The 26,951-nt window shown below is 71.8% G+C and carries 27 protein-coding genes and 2 tRNA genes; 9 read left to right on the forward strand and 20 right to left on the reverse strand.

What is annotated here, in order from left to right:
- Position 1: 1 nt before the first annotated feature.
- The 11 genes from IEX47_RS06970 to IEX47_RS07020 form a co-directional block, all read right to left on the reverse strand.
- Positions 2 to 631 carry a hypothetical protein gene (locus tag IEX47_RS06970; protein ID WP_188783259.1) on the reverse strand — a complete coding sequence of 210 codons (630 nt, stop codon included), beginning with the start codon at positions 629 to 631 and terminating at the stop codon, positions 2 to 4.
- A 19-nt stretch (positions 632 to 650) separates the two neighbouring features.
- The gene (locus IEX47_RS06975; protein WP_188783260.1) at positions 651 to 1,199 is read right to left on the reverse strand and encodes a hypothetical protein; all 549 of its coding nucleotides are present in this window, start codon (positions 1,197 to 1,199) and stop codon (positions 651 to 653) included.
- Between the two features lie 17 nt (positions 1,200 to 1,216).
- A complete protein-coding gene (locus IEX47_RS06980) occupies positions 1,217 to 2,284 on the reverse strand; it encodes an esterase/lipase family protein (RefSeq protein ID WP_188783261.1) in 1,068 nt (355 codons plus the stop codon).
- A gap of 237 nt (positions 2,285 to 2,521) precedes the next feature.
- On the reverse strand, positions 2,522 to 3,910 hold the full coding sequence (gene tig, locus IEX47_RS06985; protein ID WP_188783262.1) for a trigger factor: 1,389 nt from the start codon (positions 3,908 to 3,910) through the stop codon (positions 2,522 to 2,524).
- Positions 3,911 to 3,980: 70 nt separating this feature from the next.
- Positions 3,981 to 4,053, reverse strand: a tRNA-Pro gene (locus tag IEX47_RS06990).
- 23 nt (positions 4,054 to 4,076) lie between these two features.
- Positions 4,077 to 4,150: transfer RNA gene (locus tag IEX47_RS06995), tRNA-Gly, on the reverse strand.
- A gap of 77 nt (positions 4,151 to 4,227) precedes the next feature.
- Positions 4,228 to 5,277 (reverse strand): PP2C family protein-serine/threonine phosphatase, encoded by a 1,050-nt coding sequence (locus IEX47_RS07000; protein WP_188783263.1) that lies wholly within the window; start codon positions 5,275 to 5,277, stop codon positions 4,228 to 4,230.
- A 51-nt stretch (positions 5,278 to 5,328) separates the two neighbouring features.
- A complete protein-coding gene (locus tag IEX47_RS07005) occupies positions 5,329 to 6,159 on the reverse strand; it encodes an Fpg/Nei family DNA glycosylase (protein ID WP_188783264.1) in 831 nt (276 codons plus the stop codon).
- On the reverse strand, positions 6,159 to 6,668 hold the full coding sequence (locus IEX47_RS07010; protein WP_107700354.1) for a ribose-5-phosphate isomerase: 510 nt from the start codon (positions 6,666 to 6,668) through the stop codon (positions 6,159 to 6,161). The genes IEX47_RS07005 and IEX47_RS07010 overlap by 1 nt, the downstream gene beginning before the upstream one ends.
- A 54-nt stretch (positions 6,669 to 6,722) precedes the next feature.
- Entirely contained in the window at positions 6,723 to 7,091 is a 369-nt protein-coding gene (locus IEX47_RS07015) for a hypothetical protein (RefSeq protein ID WP_188783265.1), read from the reverse strand.
- Complete coding sequence (locus IEX47_RS07020; protein WP_188783266.1) at positions 7,091 to 7,660, reverse strand: LURP-one-related family protein; 570 nt, start codon at positions 7,658 to 7,660, stop codon at positions 7,091 to 7,093. The genes IEX47_RS07015 and IEX47_RS07020 overlap by 1 nt, the downstream gene beginning before the upstream one ends.
- Positions 7,661 to 7,697: 37 nt before the next feature.
- Between IEX47_RS07020 and IEX47_RS07025 the strand changes: the two genes are divergently transcribed.
- The 3 genes from IEX47_RS07025 to IEX47_RS07035 are packed head-to-tail and all read left to right on the forward strand — an operon-like array spanning position 7,698 to position 10,455.
- Positions 7,698 to 8,372: a nitroreductase gene (locus IEX47_RS07025; protein ID WP_188783267.1), complete on the forward strand. Its 675-nt coding sequence runs from the start codon at positions 7,698 to 7,700 to the stop codon at positions 8,370 to 8,372.
- 40 nt (positions 8,373 to 8,412) lie between these two features.
- Complete coding sequence (locus IEX47_RS07030; RefSeq protein WP_188783268.1) at positions 8,413 to 10,065, forward strand: DUF885 domain-containing protein; 1,653 nt, start codon at positions 8,413 to 8,415, stop codon at positions 10,063 to 10,065.
- Positions 10,066 to 10,077: 12 nt separating this feature from the next.
- Complete coding sequence (locus IEX47_RS07035; protein ID WP_188783269.1) at positions 10,078 to 10,455, forward strand: YrdB family protein; 378 nt, start codon at positions 10,078 to 10,080, stop codon at positions 10,453 to 10,455.
- On the opposite strand, the gene IEX47_RS07040 is transcribed toward IEX47_RS07035, so the two are convergent.
- From IEX47_RS07040 to chrA, 7 genes are all read right to left on the reverse strand, one after another.
- Positions 10,431 to 11,081 (reverse strand): hypothetical protein, encoded by a 651-nt coding sequence (locus tag IEX47_RS07040; protein WP_188783270.1) that lies wholly within the window; start codon positions 11,079 to 11,081, stop codon positions 10,431 to 10,433. The genes IEX47_RS07035 and IEX47_RS07040 overlap by 25 nt on opposite strands.
- Before the next feature lie 85 nt (positions 11,082 to 11,166).
- Positions 11,167 to 12,012 carry a hypothetical protein gene (locus tag IEX47_RS07045; RefSeq protein WP_188783271.1) on the reverse strand — a complete coding sequence of 282 codons (846 nt, stop codon included), beginning with the start codon at positions 12,010 to 12,012 and terminating at the stop codon, positions 11,167 to 11,169.
- Between the two features lie 307 nt (positions 12,013 to 12,319).
- The gene (locus tag IEX47_RS07050; protein WP_188783272.1) at positions 12,320 to 12,535 is read right to left on the reverse strand and encodes a hypothetical protein; all 216 of its coding nucleotides are present in this window, start codon (positions 12,533 to 12,535) and stop codon (positions 12,320 to 12,322) included.
- Positions 12,536 to 12,560: 25 nt separating this feature from the next.
- The gene (metG, locus tag IEX47_RS07055) at positions 12,561 to 14,369 is read right to left on the reverse strand and encodes a methionine--tRNA ligase (protein ID WP_188783273.1); all 1,809 of its coding nucleotides are present in this window, start codon (positions 14,367 to 14,369) and stop codon (positions 12,561 to 12,563) included.
- An 89-nt stretch (positions 14,370 to 14,458) separates the two neighbouring features.
- The gene (locus IEX47_RS07060; protein ID WP_188783274.1) at positions 14,459 to 15,694 is read right to left on the reverse strand and encodes an N-acetylmuramoyl-L-alanine amidase; all 1,236 of its coding nucleotides are present in this window, start codon (positions 15,692 to 15,694) and stop codon (positions 14,459 to 14,461) included.
- Between the two features lie 52 nt (positions 15,695 to 15,746).
- A complete protein-coding gene (locus IEX47_RS07065; protein WP_229662692.1) occupies positions 15,747 to 16,367 on the reverse strand; it encodes a DsbA family protein in 621 nt (206 codons plus the stop codon).
- A 29-nt stretch (positions 16,368 to 16,396) separates the two neighbouring features.
- On the reverse strand, positions 16,397 to 17,752 hold the full coding sequence (gene chrA / locus IEX47_RS07070) for a chromate efflux transporter (protein ID WP_229662693.1): 1,356 nt from the start codon (positions 17,750 to 17,752) through the stop codon (positions 16,397 to 16,399).
- A 139-nt stretch (positions 17,753 to 17,891) separates the two neighbouring features.
- Here chrA and IEX47_RS07075 point away from each other — a divergent pair, with 139 nt between their 5' ends.
- The 5 genes from IEX47_RS07075 to pepN all read left to right on the forward strand — a co-directional run bounded on the left by IEX47_RS07075 (position 17,892) and on the right by pepN (position 25,197).
- A complete protein-coding gene (locus IEX47_RS07075; RefSeq protein ID WP_188783277.1) occupies positions 17,892 to 18,578 on the forward strand; it encodes a FadR/GntR family transcriptional regulator in 687 nt (228 codons plus the stop codon).
- A complete protein-coding gene (locus IEX47_RS07080) occupies positions 18,575 to 20,014 on the forward strand; it encodes an amino acid permease (RefSeq protein WP_188783278.1) in 1,440 nt (479 codons plus the stop codon). Before IEX47_RS07075 ends, IEX47_RS07080 begins: the two co-directional genes overlap by 4 nt.
- Positions 20,014 to 21,021, forward strand: a complete 1,008-nt coding sequence (locus tag IEX47_RS07085; RefSeq protein WP_188783279.1) for an asparaginase — start codon at positions 20,014 to 20,016, stop codon at positions 21,019 to 21,021. The genes IEX47_RS07080 and IEX47_RS07085 overlap by 1 nt, the downstream gene beginning before the upstream one ends.
- A gap of 55 nt (positions 21,022 to 21,076) precedes the next feature.
- A complete protein-coding gene (aspA, locus tag IEX47_RS07090) occupies positions 21,077 to 22,519 on the forward strand; it encodes an aspartate ammonia-lyase (RefSeq protein WP_229662694.1) in 1,443 nt (480 codons plus the stop codon).
- A 104-nt stretch (positions 22,520 to 22,623) separates the two neighbouring features.
- On the forward strand, positions 22,624 to 25,197 hold the full coding sequence (gene pepN / locus IEX47_RS07095) for an aminopeptidase N (protein ID WP_188783280.1): 2,574 nt from the start codon (positions 22,624 to 22,626) through the stop codon (positions 25,195 to 25,197).
- A 64-nt stretch (positions 25,198 to 25,261) separates the two neighbouring features.
- Here pepN and IEX47_RS07100 read toward each other — a convergent pair whose 3' ends face one another.
- Together IEX47_RS07100 and IEX47_RS07105 are read right to left on the reverse strand one after the other, a co-directional pair.
- The gene (locus IEX47_RS07100; protein ID WP_188783281.1) at positions 25,262 to 25,627 is read right to left on the reverse strand and encodes a DUF5130 family protein; all 366 of its coding nucleotides are present in this window, start codon (positions 25,625 to 25,627) and stop codon (positions 25,262 to 25,264) included.
- Positions 25,614 to 25,886, reverse strand: coding sequence for a hypothetical protein (locus IEX47_RS07105; protein ID WP_188783282.1), 273 nt, complete (start codon positions 25,884 to 25,886; stop codon positions 25,614 to 25,616). The genes IEX47_RS07100 and IEX47_RS07105 overlap by 14 nt, the downstream gene beginning before the upstream one ends.
- A gap of 60 nt (positions 25,887 to 25,946) precedes the next feature.
- Here IEX47_RS07105 and IEX47_RS07110 point away from each other — a divergent pair, with 60 nt between their 5' ends.
- A complete protein-coding gene (locus IEX47_RS07110) occupies positions 25,947 to 26,930 on the forward strand; it encodes a mechanosensitive ion channel family protein (RefSeq protein ID WP_188783283.1) in 984 nt (327 codons plus the stop codon).
- Positions 26,931 to 26,951 lie beyond the last annotated feature (21 nt).

A 26,951-nucleotide genomic window follows, 5' to 3' on the forward strand; every position in this document is an offset into this window, starting at 1 on the left:
GTCAGCGCAGCGGCTTCCTGCCGGGGCCGTCGCCCGGCTCCTCGAGCGTCCAGGCCTCGAGGGCCTGCCTGAGCCGCCGCTTCATCTCCTCGAGCTCGGTGCTGGCGCCCCGGCCGACACCTCCGGTCCCGTCGACCACGTGAGCCTCACTCCAGCCGTCACGCGGCGGGAAGGCCTCCATCTCGTCGTGCGCCTCGCGCGCTGCGAGGAGGACGTCGACCGGCGGCTCAGCGGACTCGAGGATCCCGGTCAGGGTCGTCACGCCGTACCGCAGGCGCTCCACGTCGTACCGGAGCATGAAGGCACGCAGCTCGGCGACCGTTGCCTTCACCTCCGCCAGTGCCGGCTCGGCGGACGGCAGTGCGCGACGCCGCCGGGCCCTCGCCATGAGTTGCGTGGTCCGGGCGTGCTGCAGCACCCGGTCGCGGGCGCACTCGAGCGCGGCCTGCTCCGAGTCCACGACCCAGCCCTCGCCCCAGCGTCCGGCACGCTCGTCGGTCCACCAGACGCGCCATCCCGCGCCCTCGGGGCCGAGCACCAGGGCGTTCTCGCGGATCCCTTCCTCGTCGAGGAAGACGACCGGCTCGTCGCCGTACTCCCGCGCGATCTGGCGAAGGTCGTCGCGGTCCATGGGGCCTCCGGGTCGGTGGTCAGCGGAAGAGGTTGTGGAAGATGCGGGAGCCGAGCGCGCGGACCGCCTCGTCATCGAGGTCCGGACGCCGTGCGGCGAGTGCAGCCTTGAAGCGGTCGCCCCCGCCGTCCTGCTTGAGCTCCTCGATGGTGAAGGCGTGCTGCTCGGAGTCCGCGATCGCCTGGTGCACGGCCGCGACGAGCTCATCGGCAGAGCGGTCCTCCGGGGCCAGCGCGCGAACGGCGGCCTCGTCCTCCTGCGGATCGAGGGACCGGCGCCAGTGAAGGTAGGCCCGGATCGCCTCGCACAGGCGCGCCTTCGACTCGGGCTCGTGCCGCACCCGGACCGCCGCGAAGAGTGCCGGGTCGCGACGCAGCGCCATGAAGTCGGCCTCCGAGATGGCGCTCGAGACGTACGCCGACATCAGCTGCCCGGCGTCCCACTCGAGGACGAAGCCGTCAGCGGTGCGCTCGGCAGACCACCCCGGTCCCTCGACCCTGTCCTCGTGGTTGCGCGACGCACGCGACGCAGGCGCGAACTCCTCACCCATGGTGAAGTACTCCCCCATCGCGTCGCCCGACTCCGTCAGCGCAGCCAGTCCATCAGGCCGCGGTGGACCTCGGGGTGGTTGGCCAGCGACTGGGCCCCGATCGTGACCTCGTGCCGCTCGGCCGTCGGGAAGAGATCACGGGCGCGGCGGACCTGGCGCATCGCGCGCTGGCGCCACCAGAGCATGCCGCCGAGGACGGCGCCAGCCGGGTTGGGCATGCCCATCGCGCGGTCGGTGACGAGCAGGTAGCGCACGCCGCGGTGCGGCGGCACGTCGACGATCTCCTCGTCGGCGGCGAGGATGCCGGCCAGGCGCTCCTCGAGCCGCTTGCCGGCCTCGCGCGCGAAGCGCTGCGGTGCGGCCTGCAGGTGCGGGGTGCCGAGCGCGACGAGCTCGGTGACCAGGTCGGCCCAGGGCCGCTCCCCCGGCGCGCGCACGCCGAGCGCGCCTCGGGCGACCAGGCCGCCGGTGCCGTGGGCGACGATCGCGATGCGGCGTACGGCGGTGGGCCAGGCCTCGACGAGCTCCTGCAGCACGCCGCTGAGCTCGACGGCGGCGTTGCCGATGCCGACGGTGTCGTCGACGCGGAGCTGGACCGGGGTCCAGCCGAGCAGGCCGGCCAGGCGCGAGGCGTAGGTGCCGCCGATCTCCTCGACCGAACGCCGCCACGAGCGCTCGTCCTCCCCCGGCTGCGGCACGAAGACGACCAGGTGGTCGCCGGCCTCGATCGGGTCGACCTCGGCGCCGTACGCCACGGCGAGCTCGTCGCGCTCGAGCTCGAGGTCCTCGTCGAGGAAGCGGACGGCGACGGGCGGGCGGACCAGCTTGTCGCGCTCGAGCACCTGCTGGCGGCCGAGCGGGCCGGCGGCGAGGGCGAGCGGACGACGACCCAGGGCGACCAGGCGGAGGCCGAGCCCTGCGGCGCCACGGATCAGGCCGATGCCGAACTGCACGCGGCCGGCGAGGCCCTCGGTGAGCTGCTGCGCGGTCTGCTGGGCGGCGCGGATCGGATCGGGAGCGTCGGGGTGGCCCCGGTGCTGGCCCGGCGGCAGCGTCACGGCGTACTCGTCGTCACCGAGGGGGACGAGGGGCGACGCGTTCACCCGGCAAGTCTCCCACCGCCGGGGCCTCCCCCGCACCGCTTGCGGGCCGTGTCACGCGGGGACTGCGTCGGGGATCACGCCGCGAACAGCCGCTGTAACGCGGTGTTCTCGTGGCTTCTGCGCCCTCGCAGAGGCGCAGGAGCCACGGGGACACCGCGTTACAGCAGGCCGGGCGGGGCCCAAATGCGCCGCGCGCCGCTCCCGACAGGCGGGAACGGCGCGCGAGCGATGCGGGGATCAGGCGTCCGCCTGCTCCTCCTCGGCAGTCTCGGCGGCCGGCTCCTCGGCGGGCTCGCCGATGGTGCCGTCGGGGCGGAGGTTCTTCAGCTCCACGACGTTGCCGGAGGCGTCCTTGACGGTGGCACCCTCGACGATCGAGGCGAGCGCCTTGCCGCGGAGGATCTCCTGGACGTACTCCTGGATGTGGTGCGGGTGCTCCTGCAGGTGCTCGAAGGCCTTCTGCGGGTCCTGGCCCTGCTGCTGCGCGCGCATCAGGACGTGGTTGGTGAGCTCCTGCTGCTCGACGCCGAACTCCTCGGCCTTGACGACCTCGTCGAGGATGAACTGGGCGGCGATCGCGTCACGCACGCGGCGCTCGAGCTCGGCCTCGAACTCCTCCTGGGTCTGGCCCTCCTCCTCGAGGTACTTCTCCATGGAGAGGCCGGCGAACATGAGCTGCTGCTCGACCTGCTGGCGGCGGGCGTTGAGCTCGTCGGTGACGATCGACTCGGGGAGCGCGATCTCGACCTGCTCGAGGAGCTTCTCGAGGACGGCGTCACGCGCGGCGGCGGCCTGCTCGAGGCGCCTGCCGTTGCCCAGGCGGGTGCGGACGTCCTCACGCAGCTCGTCGGCGGTGTCGAACTCCGACGCCAGCTGGGCGAACTCGTCGTCGAACGCCGGGAGCTCCTGCTCCTGCACGCCGGTGACCTTGACGGTGACGTGGACCGGCTCGCCGACCAGCTCGCCGCCGACCAGCTCGGACTCGAAGGTCTTCTCGTCGCCCGCGGCCATGCCGACCAGGGCCTCGTCGAGACCGTCGAGCATGCCGCCACGGCCGACCTTGTAGGACATGCCGGAGACCTCGGCGCCCTCGACGACCTCGTCGTCCTTCTTGGCGACCAGGTCGATCGTCACGAAGTCACCGTCGGCGGCAGCGCGCTCGACGTCCTTCAGGGTGCCGAAGCGCTCGCGCAGGGCGCCGATCTGCTCCTCGACGTCCTCGTCGGAGAGGGTGATGTCCTCGACCTCGGCCTCGAGGCCGTCGTATGCCGGGAGCTTGATCTCGGGCTTGACGTCGACCTCGGCGGTGAACTCGAGAGCGGCGTTGTCCTCGAACTTGGTCACCTCGATCTCGGGCTGGCCGAGCGGCTCGAGGTTGTTCTCCTGGAGGGCCTCGCCATAGGCGCGCGGAAGCACCTCGTTGACGGCCTCGTCCAGGGCGAAGCCGCGGTAGCCCTGGCGGTCCAGGACGGCCGCGGGGACCTTGCCCTTGCGGAAACCGGGGATGTTGACCTGCGCGGCAACCTTCTTGTACGCCGCGTCGAGGCTCGGCTTGAGCTCCTCGAAGGGGACCTCGACGGTCAGCTTGACCCGGGTCGGGTTCAGGGTCTCGACGGCGCTCTTCACCGTGTTTCTCCTCGGTGTTGGGGATTGATGCAGGGAGTCTGTGTGTCGTGCATTTGGTGCTGTGGGGCTGTCGGGGCGACAGGACTCGAACCTGCGATCTCCTGCTCCCAAAGCAGGCGCGCTAGCCACTACGCTACGCCCCGCCAAGTGGCCCTTCACGGGCCCTTGGAGCGGATGACGGGAATCGAACCCGCGTGGCCAGTTTGGAAGACTGGGGCTCTACCATTGAGCTACATCCGCGCGTTTCCGGGACCTGCATGAGGGCCCGGATGTGCGGGTGTCATCGTGCCACACCGCCCACAACGGTCCGAATCAGGTCAGCGGCGGTGGACCAGCAGCAGTGCGCGGTCGTCGTTGCGCGAGCCGAGCTTGTCGATCAGCCGGCGCGCGCCGTCGTCGATGCCGTTGCGGAGCAGGCGCTCACCCTGGCCCTGGAGCCGGTCGATGCCCATCGCGATGTCGCGGTTGCGGTTCTCGACGAGGCCGTCGGTGTAGAGGAGCAGCGCATCGCCCTTGCGGAGCCGGCCGGTCACCGCCGGGAAGTCGGCGTCCTCGAGGACGCCGAGCACGGTGCCACCCTCGGACGGGTGCACGGTCCAGCGCCCGGAGCCCGCGCAGCGCTGGACCGCGGGCGGGTGGCCGGCGGCCCGCAGCGCGAAGTCACCGCTGACCAGGTCGAGCGAGAGATGGATCGCGGTCGCGAAGCCCTCGTCCCAGTTCTGCCGGATCAGGTAGTCGTTGGCCGCGGGCAGGAACTCGCCCGGCGGCAGCGCGTTGAGCAGGCCGCTGAAGGCACCGGAGAGCAGCAGCGACCGGGTGCCCGCGTCCTCGCCCTTGCCCGAGACGTCGACGACGACGAGCTCGAGCCGGCGGCCGTTGCCCGGGCGCGAGGCCACGACGAAGTCACCCGCGAACGGCGTGCCGCCCGCCGACCGCAGCGCGGTCTCGGCGTACCACTCCGACGGAAGGGCAGGGAGCATGCCCTGCGAGAGGATCCGGTCGCGCAGGTCGACGAGCATCGACTCCCCGCGCAGGCCGGTGACGCCGAGCTGCGAGCGGCGGAACGACGTCAGCAGCACCATCAGTGCCAGGGCGAAGAGCACCGCCGTGCTCACGCCCATGCGCGCGTCGACGTCGCCGAGGCTGGCGATCACGACCAGCTCGACGCCGAGCAGGCCCACGACGTACCAGGGCAGGCGACGCGGGCCGAGCAGGTAGCTCGCGACGAAGAGCGGCAGCGCGAAGACCGAGACGCTGACCTGGGCCGGCCAGCCCGTCACCGCAGCCGCGCACAGCAGGGCGAACGCCGCGCAGAGCAGCAGCCGGATCGACTCCTGGCGTCGCCGGAAGCCGGACAGGCTGGTCATGCGGTGGGCGGTGGCCACGGGGTCCTCGGGGTCACGGGCTGGTAGGTGGGATCACAGTACGGCGCGGGAGCGGTACTTCGGCTGGCAATGGGGACACCAGAAGAGATTGCGTCCCTTGAGGTCCTGGGTGCGCACCGTCGTGCCGCAGACGAGGCACGGCTGGTTGGCCCGGCGGTAGACGTAGACCTCGCCGCCGTGGTCGTCGACGCGCGGCGGGCGGCCCATCGCCTCCGGTGTGTGCTCGGGGCGGACGGTGTCGATCCGGTTGTTGCGGACACCCTCGGCCATCAGCTCCACGAGGTCGTCCCACATGGCCTGCCACTGCGACCTGCGGAGGCTGCGGCCGGGCCGCTGCGGGTCGATGCGGTGTCGGAAGAGGACCTCCGCGCGGTAGACGTTGCCGACGCCGGCGAGCACCGCCTGGTCCATCAGCAGGTCGCCGATCGACCGCTCGCTGAGACGGATGCGGGCCCAGGCCTTGTCAGGGTCGGCGTCAGGACGCAGCGGGTCGGGGCCGAGCTGCGCCACCACGGCGGCCTTGCGGGAGGCGTCGACCAGGTCGCAGCGCGTGGCACCGCGCAGGTCGGCGTACGCCGTGGGGGTGGCCAGCCGGAGCCTGACCTGCCCGACGGGCGGCGGCGCCGGGCCGCGGCGTACGTCGAGCTTGCCGATCAGCCCGAGGTGGATGTGGACGAACCGCTCCCCCGCGAACTCGATGAAGAGGTGCTTGCCCGCCGAGTCGGCGCCGAGCAGCTCCGTGCGGTCCAGTTCCGCGGCGTCGGCGGCGAACCGGCCCTGCGGGCTGGAGACGGCGACGACCTCACCGCCGAAGGCAGCGGTGAGGTCGAGCGCGAGGCGTCGGAGGGTGTGGCCCTCGGGCATCAGGCGTCGGCGGAACCCTGGAGGGCGCTCTCGGGGAGCGGCGGGAGCTCACGGGTCACCTCGTAGTCGCTCAGCATCGCGATGCGGCGCACGTGGCGCTCGTCGCCCGGGAACGGCTCGGCGAGGAAGATGCCGATGAAGCGGGTCATCTCGTCGAGGGTGTGCTGGCGGCCGCCGAGGGAGATGACGTTGGCGTCGTTGTGCTCGCGGGCGAGCTGCGCGGTGGCGTCGTTCCAAACGAGGGCGGCGCGGATGCCGATGACCTTGTTGGCGGCCATCTGCTCACCGTTGCCGGAGCCGCCGATGACGATGCCGAGGCTGTCCTGGCCGTCGGCACGCTCCGCGGCGACCGCCTCGGCCGCCCGCAGGCAGAAGACCGGGTAGTCGTCGAGGGCGTCGTAGACGAAGGGGCCGTGGTCGACCGGCTCGTAGCCGTTGTCGACCAGCCAGTTCATCAGGTGGTCCTTGAGCTCGAGGCCGGCGTGGTCGCTGCCGAGGTGAACGCGCATGGCCCCCATTCTTCCGTACGCGCGGGGCTGCGCCGACCCCGGGCCCGGGTGGTCTCAGGCGGTGCCGAACGGCACAGGCTCACCGTGCTCGGTGCGCAGTCGCGAGCCCTCGGGGGCCCCGAGCCGCTCGAGCTCGGCGACCAGCCTGCCCAGCGTCTTCGCACCGGCGTCGTGGAGGGAGAGGTCGAGCTGGATGAACGGCTCGCCGCCCGGCCCCTTGTGGTGCGCGGCGCCCGCGGCGGCCCCGAGCAGCTCACCGAGGCCGGTCTGCTCGAGCCAGGCGGTGACGGGACCGGACCACGCGACCGCACCGAAGGGGTTGCCGGGATCGGCGGGGATCCGCACGACGACGAGGTGGTGCTCGCCGTGACCGTGTGCGTCGCCGCTGTCGCCGCCGCCCAGGAGGCGCCCGAGCAGCCCCATCAGCGCGCCATGAGTGCGTCCAGCGCGACGGCGACCGCCGCCGCGACCCGGAAGTCGACGCGCTGGTCGGGCACCGTCACGGTGTAGCGGTCGCCGACGCTCGCCCGCCGCGTGCTCGACAGCATCGGCGCGCCCTCGGCGTTCGTGAAGTCGAAGTGGATCGGCAGGAACGGCACGTCGGTGAAGCGGCGCAGCAGTGCGACGAACATCGAGCGCTCCTGGCCGGTGCCGGTGTAGCCGGGCCCCTCGAGGTGGAACGTCGAGCGCAGGAGGCTGGCGCCGAAGTCCTTGCGGAAGAAGCCGATCGGCTGGCCGGCCTCATCGGTGATGTCGTAGCCCGAGCCGAGGTCCATGACCTTGCGCGCCTTGAAGCCGAAGACCGGCCGCGTCTTCGAGGCGTCGGTGTAGAAGGTGACCTGCTCCTTGAAGGCCATCCGCTTCTGCTCCGCGAACGCCATCAGCTCGGCGGGCTTGCCGTCGGGGCCGAGCGTGTAGATCTCGTAGCGGTTCACCATCAGGGTGAGCTTCTGCTTGAGGAGGAACTGCGGGAGGTACATCTCGGCGGTCATGGGGCGACGCTAGCCGGTCGCGTGTCACGATCGGCGCGTGACTGACGCCTTCGCGACGCTCTCGTCCCTGCTCGAGTCCCGCTGGACCTGTCGTGCCTACACCGAGGCACCGGTGCCGGAGGAGACCGTCGGGAGGCTGCTGGCCGCCGCGCAGCGCTCCGCCTCGTGGTGCAACACCCAGCCCTGGCAGGTCGAGGTCGTGTCGGGAGCCGCCCTCGCCGAGCTCCGCGAGGCGCTGCTCGCACACGTCCTGTCGGCGCCGCAGTCGCCCGACCTGGCCTGGCCCGCGGACTACCCCGACGTCTACGGCGACCGTCGCCGCGCGTGCGGCTTCCAGCTGTACGACGCCGTGGGGATCGCGCGCGAGGACAAGGACGCCCGCTTCGTGCAGATGCTGCGGAACTTCGAGTTCTTCGGCGCCCCGCACGTCGCGATCGTCCACACCCCCGCCGCCCTCGGTCCCTACGGCGCGGTCGACGCCGGCCTGTGGCTGCAGTCCTTCCTGCTCGGCGCCGAGGCGCTCGGCCTCGGCGCGACGCCGCAGGCTGCGCTCGCCTCCTACGGTGCCTTCTTCCGCGAGTGGTTCGGGCTGGGCGAGGACCGGCTGGTGGTCTTCGGCGTCTCGTTCGGCGTCCCCGATCGCGACGCTCCGGTCAACGCCTTCCGGACCGACCGCGCAGCACTGGACGAGGCCGCCCGGTTCCACGCCTAACCCACTTCCTTGGCTTTGGCACATGGCTTAGGTTCGGGCCATGACGCGACCGATTGACCAGCTGACCGATGCCTACGTCGACGACGTGGCGGCGCTCGACCCGCTCAGTGCCACCGCGATGGGCATCGCCGGTCACGACCACGAGCTCCCCGACCTCTCCCCCGACGGCCACGCCGCCCGCGAGGCACTCGCGCGGACGGCCTACGCCGCCGTGGAGGCCGCCACCCCGACGGACGAGCGCGAGCAGGTCGCCAAGGACGCATTCCTCGAGCGCACCGGGCTCGAGCTCGAGATCATCGACGCGGGCCTGGCCCGCTCCGAGCTGTCGGTGATCAGCGGCTGGTCCAACGCGATCCGCGAGTCGTTCGACCTGATGCCGACCGAGACCGCCGACGACTGGGAGAACATCGCCTCCCGCCTCGTGGCGATCCCGCAGGCCCTCGCCGACTACCGCGCCACGCTGCTCGAGGAGGCCGGCCAGGGCCGGGTCGTCGCACGCCGGCAGTACGCCGAGCACGCCGCGCAGGTCGCCGGCTGGGTGCGCAACGGCTTCTTCGCCAACCTCGTCGCGCCTGCTCCGGATGCGCTGCGTGCCGACCTGGACGGGGCCGCGGCGGCCGCAGCGTCGGCGTACGCGGAGTTCGGGAGGTTCCTCGAGAACGAGATGGCGCCGCGCGGTCGCGAGGGCGACGGGGTGGGGCGCGAGCACTACGCGCTGGCGTCGCGGCAGTTCCTCGGAGCAGCGGTCGACCTGGAGGCGACGTACGCGTGGGGCTGGGAGGAGCTGGCGCGGATCGAGGCCGACATGGCCGAGACCGCGCGCCGGATCGTGCCGGGCGGCTCGGTGGCCGACGCCGTCGCCGCGCTGGACGCGGACCCGGAGCGCGACCTCGGCTCGCGCGAGGCGTTCGCGGCGTGGATGCAGGAGAAGTCCGACCGGATCGTGCGCGAGTTCGACGGCGTGCACTTCGACATCGACCCGGCGATCCGCCGCCTGGAGTGCCGCGTCGCCCCGGTCAACGACGGCGGCGCCTGGTACACCCCGCCCTCGGAGGACCTCTCCCGGCCGGGGACCATGTGGTTCTCCTTCACCGACGACCACAAGGTCTTCTCCACCTGGCGGGAGACGACGACCGTCTTCCACGAGGGCGTGCCCGGCCACCACCTGCAGTGCGCGCAGGCGGTCCTGCGGGCCGACCTGCTCAACCGCTGGCAGCGGCTGATGTGCTGGGTGAGCGGGCACGGCGAGGGCTGGGCGCTCTACTCGGAGCGGCTGATGGACGAGCTCGGCTTCTTCGCCGACGCCGGGGATCGCCTGGGCTTCCTCGACATGCAGGGCTTCCGTGCCGCGCGCGTGGTCGTCGACATCGGCGTCCACCTCGGCCTGACGGTGCCCCCGAACCCCTGGGACTGGCGGGTCGGCGAGACGTGGACGGCGGACCTCGTGCTCGAGTTCATGCGGGCCCACTCGCGCATGGACGACGGCTCGATCCGGCGCGAGGTCAACCGCTACCTCGGCTGGCCCGGCCAGGCCCCGTCGTACAAGGTGGGTGAGCGGATCTGGCTCGAGGCGCGGGAGCAGGCTGCGACGCGGGCTGGTGCGGCGTTCGACCTGAAGGCGTTCCACACCGCGGCGCTCGACCTCGGGTCGCTCGGGCTCGACCCGCTCAAGGCCGCGCTCGCGCGGCTCTGAGCCGACACCACCATGCGCGCCTTCGCCCTGACCGTGCTGGCCCTGGTCTTCCTCGACGAGCTCGCCGCGATGGCGGCGTTCGGCGTGTGGGGCTGGCAGGTCGGCGGCGACCTCCGCTGGCTCCTCGCCGTGCTCGCGCCTCTCGGGGCGATGCTCACGTGGTTCTTCCTCGCCTCACCGAAGGCGAGGTACGGCGGCGGTCTGGTGCGTCCGGTCGCGAAGGTCATCGTCTTCGGACTCGCCAGCGTGGCGCTCTGGTCCGTGGGCGAGCACGGTTGGGCGGCCGCGCTGCTCGTCGGCAGCGTCGTGGTCAACACACTGGCCCAGACGCCGCCGGTGCTCCGCGTGCTGCGGGAGCTCGAGACTCAGGACGCGCGGCGTACGACCTGAAGGTGTCGCGCCACCGCCGCGCCGGGCCGGGGTGGGGCCGGGAGCAGCCGGACCAGGCCCCAACCGGTCACCGCCGCCTGCACGAACGCCATCACCACACCGGCCAACGCACCGTAGGCGACCGTCAGGGCGACGGGCTGGCCCTCGTGCCACAGCGGCGTCGCGATGCCGAGGAAGGCACCGAGCGCCAGCAGCCACGCACCCGCGGTCCAGAGCACCCACCTTCCGGCGTGGGGGACGTGGCGGCGCAGCTCCACCACCTGAGCGCCGCCGAGGCTGAGCAGCAGCAGAGCGCCCGCCACCGCTGCGACAGCCACCCCGGCCCACCGCGTCCCCCACGTCATCGACCACACCGCGACCCCGGCCAGCGCGTACGCCGCAACCGCGGCCGCCGACGTGAACCGCACCCATCGCCGTCGGTCGAGGCCAGGGACGAGCCGGCCGAGGACCCACGCCTGGGCAGCACCCAGGAACGCACCCTCGACCGCGCCTGCAAGCAGGAGCCCTCCCCACCCCGCCGCAGGCGCGGCGTGCGTGGTCGTGGCGCCGACGACGGCCGGGACGAGAAATCCGGCCGCCTCCGCAGCCGTCACGGCTGCAGTCCAGCGGAGCCACGGTGTGGTCATGGCTCAACTACACCGTCACCGCGCCCGACGGCACAGGGCCGGAGCGCATGCCGACGCCGGGCCGAAGGACCCGGTTCGCGCTTCGTCAGGTCCGCCGCTCGAGCCGGTAGTGCAGTCGCACCGCCGGCGCTGACCACAGCTTCAGCGTGTGGTCGGTCCGCAGGACGCCCTCGTCGTCGACGTACAGGTGGAACGTCTCGTGGATCGGCGCGCGCGACGCGAAGGTGCGACCGCGGTCCTGGGCGACGACGTACGCACCGTTGCCGCCGAAGCGCTCCCCCGGTGAGCGGAGCCAGAGCGAACCGTCGTCGCCATGGTCGGGCCGCAGGAAGACCTGCACGTTGCCCGCCTCGAGCGGGAACGCGACGTGCACGCCCGCCCGGTCCGCGCCCGGGAGCGCGCGCACCGAATAGCAGCCGCTGAAGACGTAGTCGCCCGTTGACCGCAACGTCCGCAGCCATCCGGCCCCGCGCTGGTTCCCGTCACCGTCCGTGATCACCGCGACCCGGCTGTCCATGCCCTGCGCGACGTCGAGCTGCCGCGTCGGGAGCGCCAGCTGGTCGAGCCGCTTGCCGAACGCGCGCGACACCAGCTCGCCCGCCGGCCAGAAGACCGGGCTCCACGCCACCCAGACCTCCATCCGCCAGTCCGAGGTGTTCTCGTAGAAGTCGCGGATCTCCGGACGGAGCTCAGCGGCGGCGAACCCGGGACCGTCGAGCTCCGCCATGTCGGCGATCAGCCCGGCACCCGGGACGTCGTCGCGGACCTCGCCGCCGTACGCCGCCGCCTCGGCCGCGAGCCAGCCGTCCCGCACGCGCGCGTGGTCGCTCGTCGGCGCCCGGAGCCACGCGTGCTCGCCGTCGAGGTCGATAGGCCGGCCCACCGCACGCCAGAACTTGCGGGTGCCGAGGTCGAGCAGGCTGAGGTCCACGCGGGGAGCCTAGGTGGTGCTGGGTGGGGGTGGCCTGGTGGCTGCGCCGCGGCGCAGCCCTCCCTGGTTCGCTTTCGCCCGCGGCGCCCTGCGTGGTCGCCCTGGGCGCGGCGGAGGGCGAAAGCTCAACGCTCGGGCTGTGCCCCGGCTCCGTCACCACCTCGCCGCCGACGCCCGCAGAAACGCGGAGACTCCGTGCCAGATGCTGACCCAGAGTTACCGTCTTGTGGCGTCAGGCGCACGCCGTCGCAGCTCGCAACAACGGGAGGACTTTTCGTCACATGCTGACGAAAAGTCCACCGGTTCGTCAGGGCACCGACACGAGCCACGAGACGACGAGCGCGGCTGCCCCGACGGCGACACCGATCCGGAGAGCGCGGGACCACACCGGCTCGCCACGCCTCTGCGCTGGCAGCTGACAGGTGATCAGCAGCACGGCAAGCGTCGCCGCGCGCCAGTCCCGATCACTCAGGCTGAGAACGAGGACGAGCCCGAAGAGCGCCGACAGGACCGGCGACTTCACGCGCCACGAACGCGCGAACCGGGCCTCAACCGTCGAGGCGCTCGAGCTCCTCGTCGACGACGGCGGGGTCGAGCTTCACGAAGACCGGCGCCGGCTTCTCGACGGGGGTGCCGGGCACGATCGGGCGACGGCCCCACGCACGGGCGGAGGTGTAGTCGCCGGTGATGATCGGGTAGCCCGCACCGCCGTCCAGGTCGTCGGCCTCGACGATCGCGGGCATCGGCTGCACGTCGCCGGCGCCGCCCATGATCGCGTCGATCGCGTTGGACGAGTGCGGCATGAACGGCGACAGGATCACGTTGAGGTCGACCACGCACTGGGCCATCACGTGCAGGACGGTCGCGAGGCGGTCGGCGTTCTCCTCGCCCTTGAGCTTCCAGGGCTCGAGGTCGGAGACGTACTTGTTGACGTCGCCGACGACGCGCATCGCCTCACCGATGGCGGCCTTCTGGCGGTGGGCGCCGATCAGCGAGCCGACGGTGTCGAACGCGCCCTCCACCGCTGCCAGCACGGCCTCGTCCACCGGCTCGAGAGCCGACGCAGCCGGCAGCTCGCCGTAGTTCTTCGCGATCAGGTTGGCGGTGCGGTTGACCAGGTTGCCCCAGCCCGCGACCAGCTCGTCGTTCGTACGCCGGACGAACTCCGCCCAGGTGAAGTCGCTGTCCTGCGACTCGGGGCCGGCGGAGGCGACGAAGTAGCGGAACGCGTCGACCTGGTAGCGCGCGAGCAGGTCGCGCACGTAGATGACGATCTTCTTCGACGAGGAGAACTTCTTGCCCTCCATCGTGAGGAACTCCGAGGACACGACCTCGGTGGGCAGGTTGAGCTCGCCGAGGGCGTGCACGGTGCCGCCCTTCGAGCCCTTGCCGTTGTAGGCGAGGAGCTCACCCGGCCAGATCTGGCTGTGGAAGGTGATGTTGTCCTTGCCCATGAAGTAGTAGGACAGCGCCTCGGGGTCGTTCCACCAGTCGCGCCACGCCTCGGGGTTGCCCGAGCGGCGGGCCCACTCGATCGACGCCGACAGGTAGCCGATGACCGCGTCGAACCACACGTAGAGCTTCTTGGTGGGGTTCTCGCGCCACCCGTCGAGCGGGACGGTGATGCCCCAGTCGATGTCGCGCGTCATCGCGCGCGGGCGGATCTCGTCGAGGATGTTCTTGGAGAACTTGATGACGTTGGGGCGCCACAGGCCGGAGGCCTCACGCTGGTCGAGCCACTCCCCCAGCGCGTCGGCGAGCGCCGGCAGGTCGAGGAAGAAGTGCTGCGTCTCGATGAACTCCGGCACCTCGCCGTTGATCTTCGAGCGCGGGTTCTTGAGGTCCTGCGGGTCGAGCTGCTTGCCGCAGTTGTCGCACTGGTCGCCGCGCGCGCCGTCGGCGCCGCAGTTGGGACAGGTGCCCTCGATGTAGCGGTCGGGCAGCGTGCGGCCCGTCGACGGCGAGATCGCGCCGTACGTCGTCTGCTCGACGAAGTAGCCGTTGGCGTAGACGCCGAGGAAGAGCTCCTGGACCGTCGCCTCGTGGTTGCGCGTGGTGGTGCGCGTGTAGAGGTCGTAGGAGACGCCGAGCGACACGAGGTCCTCGACGATCTTGCGGTGGTTCTGGTCGACGAGCTCCTGCGCGGAGACGCCCGCCTCGTCGGCCGCGATCAGGATCGGCGTGCCGTGCTCGTCGGAGCCCGAGACCATGAGCACGTCGTGGCCCGCCATGCGCATGTAGCGGCTGAAGACGTCGGACGGTACGCCGAAACCGGCCACGTGGCCGATGTGGCGGGGACCGTTGGCGTACGGCCAGGCGACCGCGCTGAGGACCTTGCGCGAGGGGGCGTTGCTCATGGGCCCGATCCTAGTGCCGGGCCACCGCGCCGTACGCCGAGGTCACGGGCGCCGGTCACCCCGCTGGGTCACCGCGCCCGGTCACGACCTCAGTAGTTGTCGACGCGCGTCTGCACGCGCTTGCGGATGTCCGGGAGCTTCGCGTAGAGGTACCGGCCCGGGCAGGCGGTGTCGTTGGTGTTGCGGTGACCGTCGATGACCGGGAGCCGCACCTGCGTGCCGGCGGCGTACTTGTCGCTGCCCTCGGAGGTCACGAGCCGGTAGCCGGTCGGCTTCATCCGCCAGTAGTCGGCCTTCCAGGCAGCGAACTTCACCAGCATCGAGACGGCGTACGTGCTGGGGTTGGCCGTCTCGAAGTTGCCGATCATGGAGACGCCGACGGACTCGTAGTTGAAGCCGAGGGTGTGCGCCCCGCGCACGGGGGCGTTGCGGCCCTGCCCGTAGCGGCCCTTCCAGAGCCGGCCGAAGCGGTCGATCAGGTAGTTGTAGCCGATGTCGTTCCAGCCCAGCGACTGCGTGTGGTACCAGTACATGCCCCGGATCAGCCGCGGCACGTCCGCCCGCGTGTAGCTGTTGGTCGAGGCGGTGTGGTGCACGTGGATCTGCATCATCACCTGGTTGTACTCCGGCGGGTTCTTGCGCAGCGTCTCGTCGGCGCCCCAGTCCGCCCGGGAGTAGAGGTAGGGCTGCGGCGCGTAGTGGCTCGGCGGGGTGTACGCCGGCGGCGACGGCAGCGGGTCGGCGATCGACGCCGGCGTGGCCGAGGCGCTCGTCGCGACCGGCGAGGCTCCGTCGGTCGGTGTGCCGGCCGCGAGGGCGATCGGGTCGGTGGCGTCCGCGACGCGGTTGGGGCCGGGATCGATCGTGACGACCTTCAGCTCACGGGCGTGGCCGCCGGAGACCCGCACCCTCACGGCGTCGGAGGTGCCGACGGGGAGGAGGTCCGTGCCGCGGGTCCCGTCGCCCTCGTTCAGGTCGAGGTCGTCGAGCGTCTCGATCGTGCGCCAGGGCGTCCAGGCACCGGCCGTGTGGGTGCTGACCCGCACGGCCGGGGCCGTGCCGTGCCACGTGACCGCGACCTGGCTGAAGCGGCCGGGGCGCAGCACCCCCGTCGCGCCGCCGTGCTCGCGCAGGTCGGCGGTGATGGGCGTCTGGATGCCTCGCACACCGGGGGCTGCACGGGCCACGGCAGGCACCGCGCGGGCGACGTCCGGCGGCGCCGACGTGATGCTCCCGGCGTCGTCGAGACGTACGCCGAGGACGGCCGTCGACGCGAGGCCGAGGGCGAGGACAGGGGGCAGCAGGGTTCCGAGACGTGCACGCACCTTCAACATCTTGCGTCACATCAGTCGCGGCCGCCACTCCGACCTGGACGACTCAGTCGAACTGCGGGTCCTCCGTGCGGCTCCGCTTCAGCTCGAAGAAGGACGGGAACGAGGCGAGCGTGACCGAGGCGTCCCACAGGGCGCCGGCCTGCTCGCCGCGCGGGATCCGGGTGATCACGGGCCCGAAGAACGCCGTGCCGTTGAACGCGATCGTCGGGGTGCCGACGTCGTCGCCGACCTGGTCCATGCCCTCGCGGTGCGACTTCGCGACGGCGCTGTCGAGGGAGGCGTCGTCCATCGCGTCGACCAGGCGGGGGTCGAGCCCGGCCTCCGCGAGCGCCTCGGCGATGAGCGCCCGGCCTGCGTCGTCCTGCTGGTGCAGCTTGCGGCCCTCGTGGTGGATCCGGGTGCCGAGGGCGGTGTAGAGCGGCAGGAGGACCTCGTCACCGTGGCGCTCGGCGGCGGCGACGCAGACCCTCACTGGGCCCCACGCGGGCGCCAGCATCGCGCGGTAGTCGTCGTCGATGTCGCGGTCCTGGTTGAGGTAGGCGAGGCTCATCACGTGCCAGCGCACCTCGATGTCGCGGACCTTCTCGACCTCGAGGATCCAGCGGGAGGTCACCCAGGCGAACGGGCAGAGCGGGTCGAACCAGAAGTCAGCAGCGTCGGTCACGCGCCCCAGCAAAGCACGGGACTGGTTGCCTACAGCAACTGCCAGGCCAGGCCGAGCAGCGCACAGACGCCGAGGGTGCGCAGGACCGACCACTTCAGCCCGAAGACCAGCGCGAAGGCCGCGACCGCGATCGCCGCCGGCTGCCACGCGAACGACGACCAGACCGGCGCGAGCAGGTGCACGGGACCGGCCTCGAGCAGGTGCGTCCGGGTGAAGAGCGTGTGCAGCGCGAAGTAGACCGCCAGGTTGGCGATCACGCCCACCACCGCGGCCGTGATGCCGGCCAGCGCGGCCGAGAGCGAGCGGTTGCCGCGAAGGCGCTCGACGTACGGGGCGCCGAGGAAGATGAAGACGAAGCACGGCACGAAGGTGACCCAGGTGGTCAGCAGCGAGGCCACGAGCGCGGCCTGCCACGGCTGGAGCGAGCCGGGTGCGTGCCAGGCGCCGAGGAACGCGACGAACTGCACGACCATGATCAGGGGGCCCGGCGTGGTCTCGGCGAGCGCGAGCCCCTTGACCATGTCGCCGCCGCTGAGCCAGCCGTAGGACTCGACCGCCTTCTGCGCGACGAAGGCGAGCACGGCGTAGGCGCCGCCGAAGGTGACCAGGGCGGTGCCGCCGAAGAAGAGGCCCTGGTCGACGAAGATCGAGTGGCGCCCGAAGACCGCCGCCACGAGCGCGACCGGCGCCGCCCAGAGCAGCGCCCCGCCCAGCAGGATCGCCAGGTTGCGACGCCACGACGGGCGGGCGTGGTGGAGCGCGTCGTCGGCAATCAGCGGGGTCGGCCCGCCGTCTGCGTCGGCGTGGGCCTTCGCGACGACGAGCCCCGGGTTGCGAGCGTGCGCGAGCCAGCCGACGACTCCCGCACCGAGCACCACGACCGGGAACGGGACGGCGAAGGCCGCCAGCGCAACGAAGGCAGCCACCGCGATGCCGACCGTGAAGCGGGTGGAGAGCGCACGCCCGCCCACCCGCAGGACAGCCTGGACGACGATCGCCAGCACCGCCGGCGCCAGCCCCGCGAAGACGCCGGCGACGAGCGTGGTGTCGCCCTGGGCGGCGTACGTCCAGGAGAGGGCGAGCAGGGCGACGACGCCGGGGAGCACGAAGAGGACGCCGGCGATCAGGCCGCCGAGCCAGCCGTTGAGCAGCCAGCCCGTGTAGATCGCCAGCTGCTGGGCCTCCGGACCGGGCAGGAGCATGCAGTAGGACAGGGCGTGGAGGAAGCGCCGCTCCCCCAGCCAGCGGCGCTCGTCGACGAGCGTCCGCTGCATCACCGCGATCTGGCCGGCGGGGCCGCCGAAGGTCTGCAGGGCGACGAGCCCCCAGGCCTTGGTGGCCTCGCGGAGGGGGACGACGTGACGGTCGCTCGCGGCTAGCTTCACGCGGCCCAGTATCGGGGCGGCGGCGAATTGGTGGAGCGTCAGGTCTTGACACCGGGACGTGTCCCACGTCACGCTCGTCTGCATGAACCTGTCAGACAGGCAGACAGCCGGACATCAGCCGCTTCGCCGGGTCAGTGCCATGGAGGCGCTCCTCGCCGAGCTCCGCTCGAGCATCGAGTCGGGCCGCTTCGCCGTCGGCGACCGGCTCCCCTCCGAGGCCACGCTCTGCCAGGAGTTCGGCATCAGCCGTTCCGTGGTGCGCGAGGCCCTGCGCGGCCTCCAGGCACTCGGCCTCACCCAGTCCCGCACCGGCAAGGGCACGTACGTCGTCTCCGACCAGGCCGCCGACAGCCCGACGTTCGGCGCCTACTCCGCCCAGCACCTCCTCGAGGTACGCCGCCACGTCGAGGTCCCCGCCGCCGGTTACGCCGCCACGCGCCACACGGCCGAGGACATCGCGGGGCTCACCGCTCTCCTCGACCGGATGGACGCCGAGACCGACGACGCCTTCTGGGTCTCGCTCGACTCGCTCTTCCACATCACCGTGGCCCGCGCCTCGGGCAACCCCGTCTTCGGCAAGGTCATCGAGGAGATCCGCGACGCCCTTGCCGTCCAGTCCGCGTTCGTCAACCAGCTCGACGACCGCCGCGAGGCGTCCAACGTCGAGCACCGTCGCATCGTCGAGGCGATCGCCGCGGGCTCCGCCGACCAGGCCGAGCTCGCGATGTGCTCCCACCTCGACCACGTCGACGAGGCCCTCGAGCACATCGTCGGCCGCACCACCCCCACCGGCGCCACCGCGCCCGACAAGGAGAACCGCGCATGACCGAGCAGACGCTCAACACAGCGCCCGCCCCGCACCCCCATCACGCTGTCGACCACAGCGACGAGGGCTACAACAAGGCGCTCAAGGCCCGCCACATCCGGATGATCGCGATCGGCGGCGCCATCGGCACGGGGCTCTTCCTCGGCGCCGGCGGCCGGCTTGCGCAGGCAGGCCCCTCCCTCGCCATCGCGTACGCCGTGTGCGGCCTCTTCGCCTTCTTCGTCGTCCGCGCGCTCGGCGAGCTCGTCCTCTACCGCCCCTCCTCGGGTGCGTTCGTCTCCTACGCCCGTGAGTTCATGGGCGAGAAGGGGGCCTACACGACCGGCTGGATGTACTTCCTCAACTGGTCGACCACCGGCATCGCCGACATCACCGCGATCGCGCTCTACGCCCACTACTGGTCGTTCTTCGCCCCGGTGCCGCAGTGGGTCCTCGCGCTGATCGCGCTGGCCGTCGTCCTCTCGCTGAACCTGCTCTCGGTCCGCGTCTTCGGCGAGATGGAGTTCTGGTTCGCGCTGGTCAAGGTCGCCACCCTCGTCGCCTTCATGGCGATCGCGATCTTCCTCATCGTCACCGGCCACCAGGTCGGCGACACCCACGCCGGCCCGCACCTGCTCACCAGCGACGGCGGCATCTTCCCCCACGGCGTGCTGCCGATGGTCGTGCTCATGCAGGGCGTCGTCTTCGCCTACGCCTCGGTCGAGCTGGTCGGTGTCGCGGCCGGCGAGGCGGAGAACCCGCACGAGGTCCTGCCCAAGGCGATCAACTCGATCATGTGGCGCATCGGCATCTTCTACGTCGGCTCCGTCGTCCTGCTGACGATGCTGCTCCCGTGGTCGGCGTACAAGGCCGGCGAGAGCCCCTTCGTCACCGTGCTCTCCAACATCGGCGTGCCGGCTGCCGGCGACGTGATGAACCTCGTCGTCCTCACCGCCGCGCTCTCCAGCCTCAACTCCGGCCTCTACTCCACCGGGCGCATCCTCCGCTCGCTCTCCGCCGCCGGCTCCGCCCCGCGCTTCGCCGGCCGGATGAACAGCAGCCATGTCCCGTACGGCGGCATCCTGCTCACCGCCTCCGTCTGCGTCGGCGGTGTCTTCCTCAACTTCCTCGTGCCGTCGCAGGCCTTCGAGATCGTGCTCAACCTGGCCTCGATCGGCATCCTCGCCACCTGGGGCATCATCGTGGTCTGCCACCTGCTCTTCGTCCGTGCGGCGAAGCGCGGCGAGGTCGAGCGCCCCTCCTTCCGGCTCCCGTTCTCGCCCTTCACCGAGATCGCGACGCTCGTCTTCCTCGTCACCGTCGCCGCGCTGATGGCCGGTGACGAGGTCGGCCGGATCACCCTCCTCGCGATCCCGCTGCTGATCGCAGCGCTGGTCGCCGGCTGGTACGCGGTCCGCGGCAACATCAACACCGCGGTCCTCGACGAGGTCGAGTGATGCAGGAAGCCCTCGTGAAGCCGGCCGGCGCGCGATCCGCGCCGGCCGGCTCCCCGGCCCACGCCCCGCTCGTCGAGCTCCGCCGCGGCGGCATGGTCGAGGGCGTGCACCACGGCTCCGTCGTGGTCCTCTCCCCGAGCGGTGACGTCACCTTCTCCCTCGGAGACGTCGAGGCGCCGATCTACCCGCGCTCGGCCGCCAAGCCGCTCCAGGCCGCCACGCTCGCCCGGCTCGGCGTCGACCTGCCGCCCGCGCTGCTCGCCCTCGCCGGCGCCAGCCACTCCGGCGAGCAGGTCCACCTCGACGGCGCCCGGTCGGTGCTCCACGGCATCGGCCTCACCGAGGCGGACCTCGGCAACCCCGCCGACCTCCCGTACGACGCCGTCGAGCGTGACCGGTGGGTCGCCGCAGGTCGCGGCCCGTCGAAGCTCGCGCACAACTGCTCCGGCAAGCACGCCGCCATGCTCCGCACGGTGCTCCGCAACGGCTGGGACCGTGGCGGCTACCTCGCGATCGACCACCCGCTCCAGCAGGCGGTCGCCGAGACCGTCGCCGAGCTGACCGGCGCCGACTCGCCCCACGTCGCCGTCGACGGCTGCGGGGCTCCGCTCTTCGCCATGTCGCTCACCGGACTCGCCCGCGCCGTGGGCCGTCTGGCGGCGGCGCCGGACGGGACCGCCGAGGCCGCGGTGGCCGCGGCGTACCGGGACAGCCCGGAGATGGTCGCCGGCACCCGCCGCGACACGACAGCGCTGATGCGCGCCGTGCCGGGGCTGGTGGCGAAGGACGGCTTCGAGGCGGTCCAGGTCGCGGCGCTGCCCGACGGCACCGCGCTCGCCCTCAAGATCGCCGACGGCAACGACCGGGCCCGCCTGCCCGTGACCCTGGCAGCCCTCGCGCACGCCGGTGTCGACGTCGAGGCGCTCCGGCCCCACCTGCCCGCGTCCGGCTTCCCGACCACCGGGCCTGACGGCCTGGCGCTCACCGCAGCACTCACCCTCCGCTGAATCCGCTCACCCCTCCCCCGTCGCGCGATCCGCGACCAACCCAAGGAAGACCCTCGTGACCGCCACGACCATCACCGAGCCCGCGACCCCGGCCACCCGCATCGAGCACGACCTGCTCGGCGACAAGGCCGTCCCCGCCGACGCCTACTGGGGCGTGCACACCGCCCGCGCCCGGGAGAACTTCCCGATCACCGGCGTCGTCATCGGCAGCTACCCCCACCTGGTCACCGCGCTCGCCGCGGTCAAGGAGGCCGCTGCGCTGGCCAACCACGACCTGGGCCTGCTCCCGGCCGACATCACCGACGCCATCGTCGGCGCGTGCCGCGAGATCCGCGGCGGGGCGCTGCACGGCGAGTTCGTCGTCGACGCGATCCAGGGCGGCGCCGGCACCTCGACCAACATGAACGCCAACGAGGTCATCGCCAACCGCGCCCTCGAGCTCCTCGGCCACGCCCGTGGTGAGTACTCCCGGATCCACCCCAACGAGCACGTCAACCTCAGCCAGTCGACCAACGACGCCTACCCGACCGCGGTCAACGTCGCGACGATCCTCGCGCTGCGCGGCCTCGCCGACGCGATGCGCGTGCTCGAGGACTCCTTCGCGGCCAAGGCCGACGAGTTCGCCGACGTCCTCAAGATGGGCCGCACGCAGCTGCAGGACGCCGTTCCCATGACGGTCGGCCAGGAGTTCCGCACGTACGCCGTGATGCTCGGCGAGGACCGCGCCCGGCTCGAGGAGTCGGCCGCGCTGCTCCACGAGATCAACCTCGGCGCCACCGCGATCGGCACCGGCCTCAACGCCCCCGCGGGCTACGCCGCTGCGGCCTGCGAGCACCTGCGCACGATCACGGGCCTCCCGCTGGTCACCGCCGCCGACCTGATCGAGGCGACGCAGGACTGCGGGGCCTTCGTGCACCTGTCCGGCGTGCTGAAGCGGGTCGCGGTCAAGCTGTCGAAGACCTGCAACGACCTGCGCCTGCTCTCCTCGGGCCCGCGCGCCGGCTTCGGCGAGCTCAACCTCCCGCCGATGCAGGCCGGGTCGTCGATCATGCCCGGCAAGGTGAACCCCGTCATCCCCGAGGTGGTCAACCAGGTCGCCTTCGAGGTGATCGGCAACGACGTCGCCGTGACCATGGCCGCCGAGGCCGGGCAGCTCCAGCTCAACGCCTTCGAGCCGCTGATCTGGAAGTCGCTCGCGGCGAGCATCTCCCACCTCGAGGCCGCCTGCCTGACGCTCGCGGAGCGCTGCGTCGACGGCATCACGGTCAACGCCGCCACCACCCTCGGGTACGTCGAGAACTCGATCGGCCTGGTGACGGCCCTCAACCCCACGATCGGCTACGAGGCCGCCACCGAGATCGCCCGGGACGCCCTCGCGTCGGGCCGTGGCGTGGCCGAGCTGGTGCTCGAGCGGGGCCTGCTCACGCCCGAGCGGCTCACCGAGCTGCTCCAGCCGGACCACCTCGCGCGTCCGGACCGGGTGGTCACGGCGGGGTGACGGAGGCCGGCACCACGACCGCGCCCGGCACGGCCTGATCACGCTTCCCTATCGATCCGCTCCCGCACTGTGACGGTGCGGGAGCGGGTGGTTGGATGGCGCTCATGCCCGGAACGAACCTCACCCGCGAGGAGGCCGCCACCCGCGCAGCCCTCCTCGACGTCGCGTCCTACCTCGTCCAGCTCGACCTGAGCGGCGAGTCGACGACGACCTTCGCCAGCACCACGACCATCCGCTTCAGCTGCACCCAGCCGGGAGCGGAGACCTTCGCCGACCTGGTCGGCGCAGCGGAGATCCACGAGATCACGCTCAACGGTCGCTCACTCGACCCGGAGAAGGTCTACGCGGATTCGCGGATCGCGCTCGACGGCCTCGAGGCCGACAACGAGCTCGTGGTCCGCGCTGACCTGGCCTACAGCCGCAGCGGCGAGGGTCTGCACCGCTTCGTCGACCCCGCCGACGACCGGGTCTACCTCTACACGCAGTTCGAGGTACCCGACGCGCGTCGCGTCTACTGCACCTTCGAGCAGCCCGACCTCAAGTCGGTCTTCACCTTCCACGTGACCGCTCCGGCGGACTGGAAGGTCGTCTCCAACTCCCCCACTCCCTCGCCGGTCGCCGTGTCCGACGGCGTCGCCCGTTGGGAGTTCGCGGAGACGGTCCGCATGTCGACGTACATCACCGCGCTGGTCGCGGGCGAGTACCACGAGGTCTCCGACGTCTACCGGGGCGCGCACGGCGAGATCCCGCTCGGCGTCTTCTGCCGCCAGTCGCTCGTCGAGCACCTCGACAGCGACGAGATCATCGAGATCACCAAGCAGGGCTTCGGCTTCTTCGAGGAGGCCTTCGCCTACCCCTACCCGTTCGGCAAGTACGACCAGCTCTTCGTGCCGGAGTACAACATGGGCGCGATGGAGAACGCCGGCTGCGTGACCTTCCGCGACGAGTACCTTCCCCGCTCGCGCCAGACCAAGGCGTTCTACGAGCAGCGCGCCAACACGATCCTCCACGAGATGGCGCACATGTGGTTCGGCGACCTCGTGACGATGAAGTGGTGGGACGACCTCTGGCTCAACGAGTCGTTCGCCGAGTGGGCCTCGCACCACGCCGCCGCCAAGGCGACCACGAAGTACGCCGACGCGTGGACCGGCTTCACCAACGCGCGCAAGAACTGGGCCTACCGCCAGGACCAGCTCCCCTCGACGCACCCGATCGCGGCCGACAACCACGACCTCGAGGCCGTGGAGCAGAACTTCGACGGCATCACCTACGCCAAGGGCGCCTCGACGCTGAAGCAGCTCGTGCACTGGGTCGGCGAGGAGCCGTTCCTGGCCGGCCTGCGGGCGTACTTCCAGAAGCACGCCTTCTCCAACTCCGAGTTCTCCGACCTGCTGGGAGCCCTCGAGGAGGCGTCCGGGCGCCAGCTCGACGGCTGGGCGGAGGAGTGGCTGCAGACCTCGGGCGTCAACACGCTCTCGGCGTCGTTCGACGTCTCCGACGCCGGCGAGTTCACGCGCTTCTCCGTGGAGCAGGCGGCGCACCCGGACTACCCGACGCTTCGTCGTCACCGGATCCGGGTCGGCCTCTACAACGTGGTCGACGGCGCGCTCACCCGCGTGCACCAGGTCGAGACCGACATCGCCGGTGCCTCGACGTCCGTGGAGGAGCTCGTCGGGCAGAAGCAGCCCGACCTGGTGCTGCTCAACGACGACGACCTGACCTACGCCAAGATCCGCCTCGACGAGCGCTCGCTCGCCACGCTGGTCGGCAACATCGACAAGCTCGACGACTCGCTCGCCCGGGCGCTGTGCTGGGGCGCCGCGTGGGACATGACCCGCGACGCGGAGATGCGGGCGACCGACTTCGTCGCGCTCGTCCTGCAGGGCGTCGGCACCGAGAGCGACCTGACCGCGGTCGGTGCGCTGCTCGGCTACGCCAAGTCGTCCGTCGACCTCTTCTCCGCGCCGGGCACCAACCGCGACTCGCTCAAGGAGATCTGGTCCAACGGCCTGCGCGGACTCGTCAGCAAGGCCGAGCCGGGCAGTGACCACCAGCTCGCGCTGGTGCGCGCCTTCGCGGCGTCGCCCAACACCGGCTACGCGCTCGACTGGGTCGCCTCGCTGCTCGCCGGCGAGCACACGGTCGAGGGCCTCGACGTCTCGCAGGACCTCCGGTGGGGCCTGATCACCTCGCTCGCCGCGGGTGGTCGCATCGGTGATGTCGAGATCGACGCCGAGCTGGCGCGCGACACGACCATCTCCGGCCAGGAGGCGGCGTCGGGTGCCCGTGCCGCGATCCCGACGGCCGAGGCCAAGGCGCGCGCGTGGCAGGTGGGCGTCCTCGCCGACGACACCCCCAACGAGACCGCCCGCCGCACCTGCGCGAACTTCCAGGTCGCCGGGCAGGACGAGGTGCTCGCGCCGTACGTCGACAAGTACCTCGAGATCGCCGGAACCCTGCTCGAGACCCGCACGGTCTGGCTGGCCCGGCTCGCGCTGGAGCTCTGCTTCCCGCGCGCCAACCCGACCGCGGAGACGCTGGCGAAGGTCGACGCGTGGCTGGCGGCCGCGACCAAGGACGGCTCCGGCGTCAACCCCGCCGCGGTGCGCTACGTGAGCGAGGGGCGTGCCGACCTTGCCCGCGCCCTGGCCGCCCAGGAGCGCGACGCGCGCGCCTGACGCCCCGGCGTACGACGAAGGCCCCGACCGGATCGGTCGGGGCCTTCGTGCTGGAGTCTGTGGATCAGGCGGTGGCGCGGTCGGCGAGGGCGCCGATGCCGCGGACCAGGCCACCGGCGAGGTCGCCCTCGGAGAACGCGAGCTGCATCTCGAGCGCCGTGAGCTGGACCTGCTCGTCGGGCAGGCGCTCGCGGACCCAACCACCGGTGACGATCTCGAGCGCGCGCAGCGCGGGGTCGACCATGATCACCAGCGAGCGCGTGGGCGCGGCCAGGGTGTTGTGGAGCTGGGTCGCGAAGGCACGCGGGTCGTCACCCTCGACAGGACCGACGTACGCCGTGATCTCCATGCGCGACCGGAGCTCTGCCTTGCGGATCGCCTCGGCGATCCTCAGGCGCTGCTCCCGGGTGAAGGAGTCACCAGCGGGCACCAGCGCCACCTGCCTTCGAGCCTTCGCCGTCGGGGGCGGCGAGCTCGTCGCCGGACTTGCGCGGGCCGCCGAACCACTCGCTGTCGGTGCCGGCAGCGGAGCCGCCCCGGACCAGGCGCGGGAGGAGGACGAGCAGCACGACCGTCGCGAAGAGCAGCGCCGGGTAGCCGATGAAGACCAGCAGCGCGCGGAGGCCGTCGACGGGCTCGAGCGGCGCCCAGCCCTGCGGGACCACGAGCGGGAGCGTCAGGATGTTCACGGGCGACAGCATATCGGGCCGTGGACAGGACCTGTGAGCCGTGCCCGTAGCCTCGTGCCCATGTCGTTCAGCAGCACCCTGACCCTCTCCGGCCTCGCCCTCGCCGGTGCCGACAAGGCCGCCAGCCCGTGCGGCACCAAAGACGGCATCTCGTGCGACCTGGCCTGGTCCTGGACCCACGACGAGTCGCTGGCCCGGCTCGCCACCGTGCTCATCGGGCGCCCGCTGGCCATCCTCGTCCTCGTCCTCGCCGGCCTGGTCGTGCGCCTCATCGCGGGCCGGCTGATCCGGCGGATGGTCGACCGGATCGCCAACGGCCCGCTCAACGAGCGCCGCACCGTCCGGGCCCGCACGATGGGCTCGCTGATCACGAGCATCGTGACGACCGTCGTCGTCTTCGTCGTGCTCCTGATGGTGATCAGCGAGCTCGGCTACCCCATCGGTCCGATCATCGCCAGCGCCGGCGTCGTCGGCCTGGCGATCGGCTTCGGCGCGCAGAGCCTGGTCAAGGACTACATCTCCGGCATGTTCATGATCTTCGAGGACCAGTACGGCGTCGGCGACTCCGTCGACCTCGGCACGGCGTCCGGCACGATCGAGGCCGTGGGCCTGCGCGTCACGCGGCTCCGCGACGTCCACGGCACGGTCTGGTACGTCCGCAACGGCGAGATCCTCCGCGTCGGCAACATGAGCCAGAGCTGGGCCCGCACCGTCCTCGACGTCGGCGTCGCGTGGAACTCCGACCTCGACGCCGTCCGGCACTCGCTGCGCGCCGTCGCCCACGAGCTCTGGGAGGACCCGGAGTACGCCGGCGCGGTGCTCGAGGAGCCCGAGGTCTGGGGCGTCGAGGCGCTCACCGGCGACGTCGTGACCATGCGCGTGACGCTGAAGACCTCGCCCGGCGAGCAGTCGCGGATCGCCCGTGCGATGCGCGAGCGGATCAAGGCGCGCTTCGACCTCGACGGGATCGCGATGCCGGCCCCGGCGCGCGCCGGCGTACCGGCGGCAGGCACGCGCCCCTCCGGCCCGCCGCCCACCAGCTGACCCCGAGGCCCGCCGAGCGCC

It is taken from the genome of Nocardioides phosphati (assembly GCF_014646375.1).
Lineage (GTDB): Bacteria > Actinomycetota > Actinomycetes > Propionibacteriales > Nocardioidaceae > Nocardioides > Nocardioides phosphati.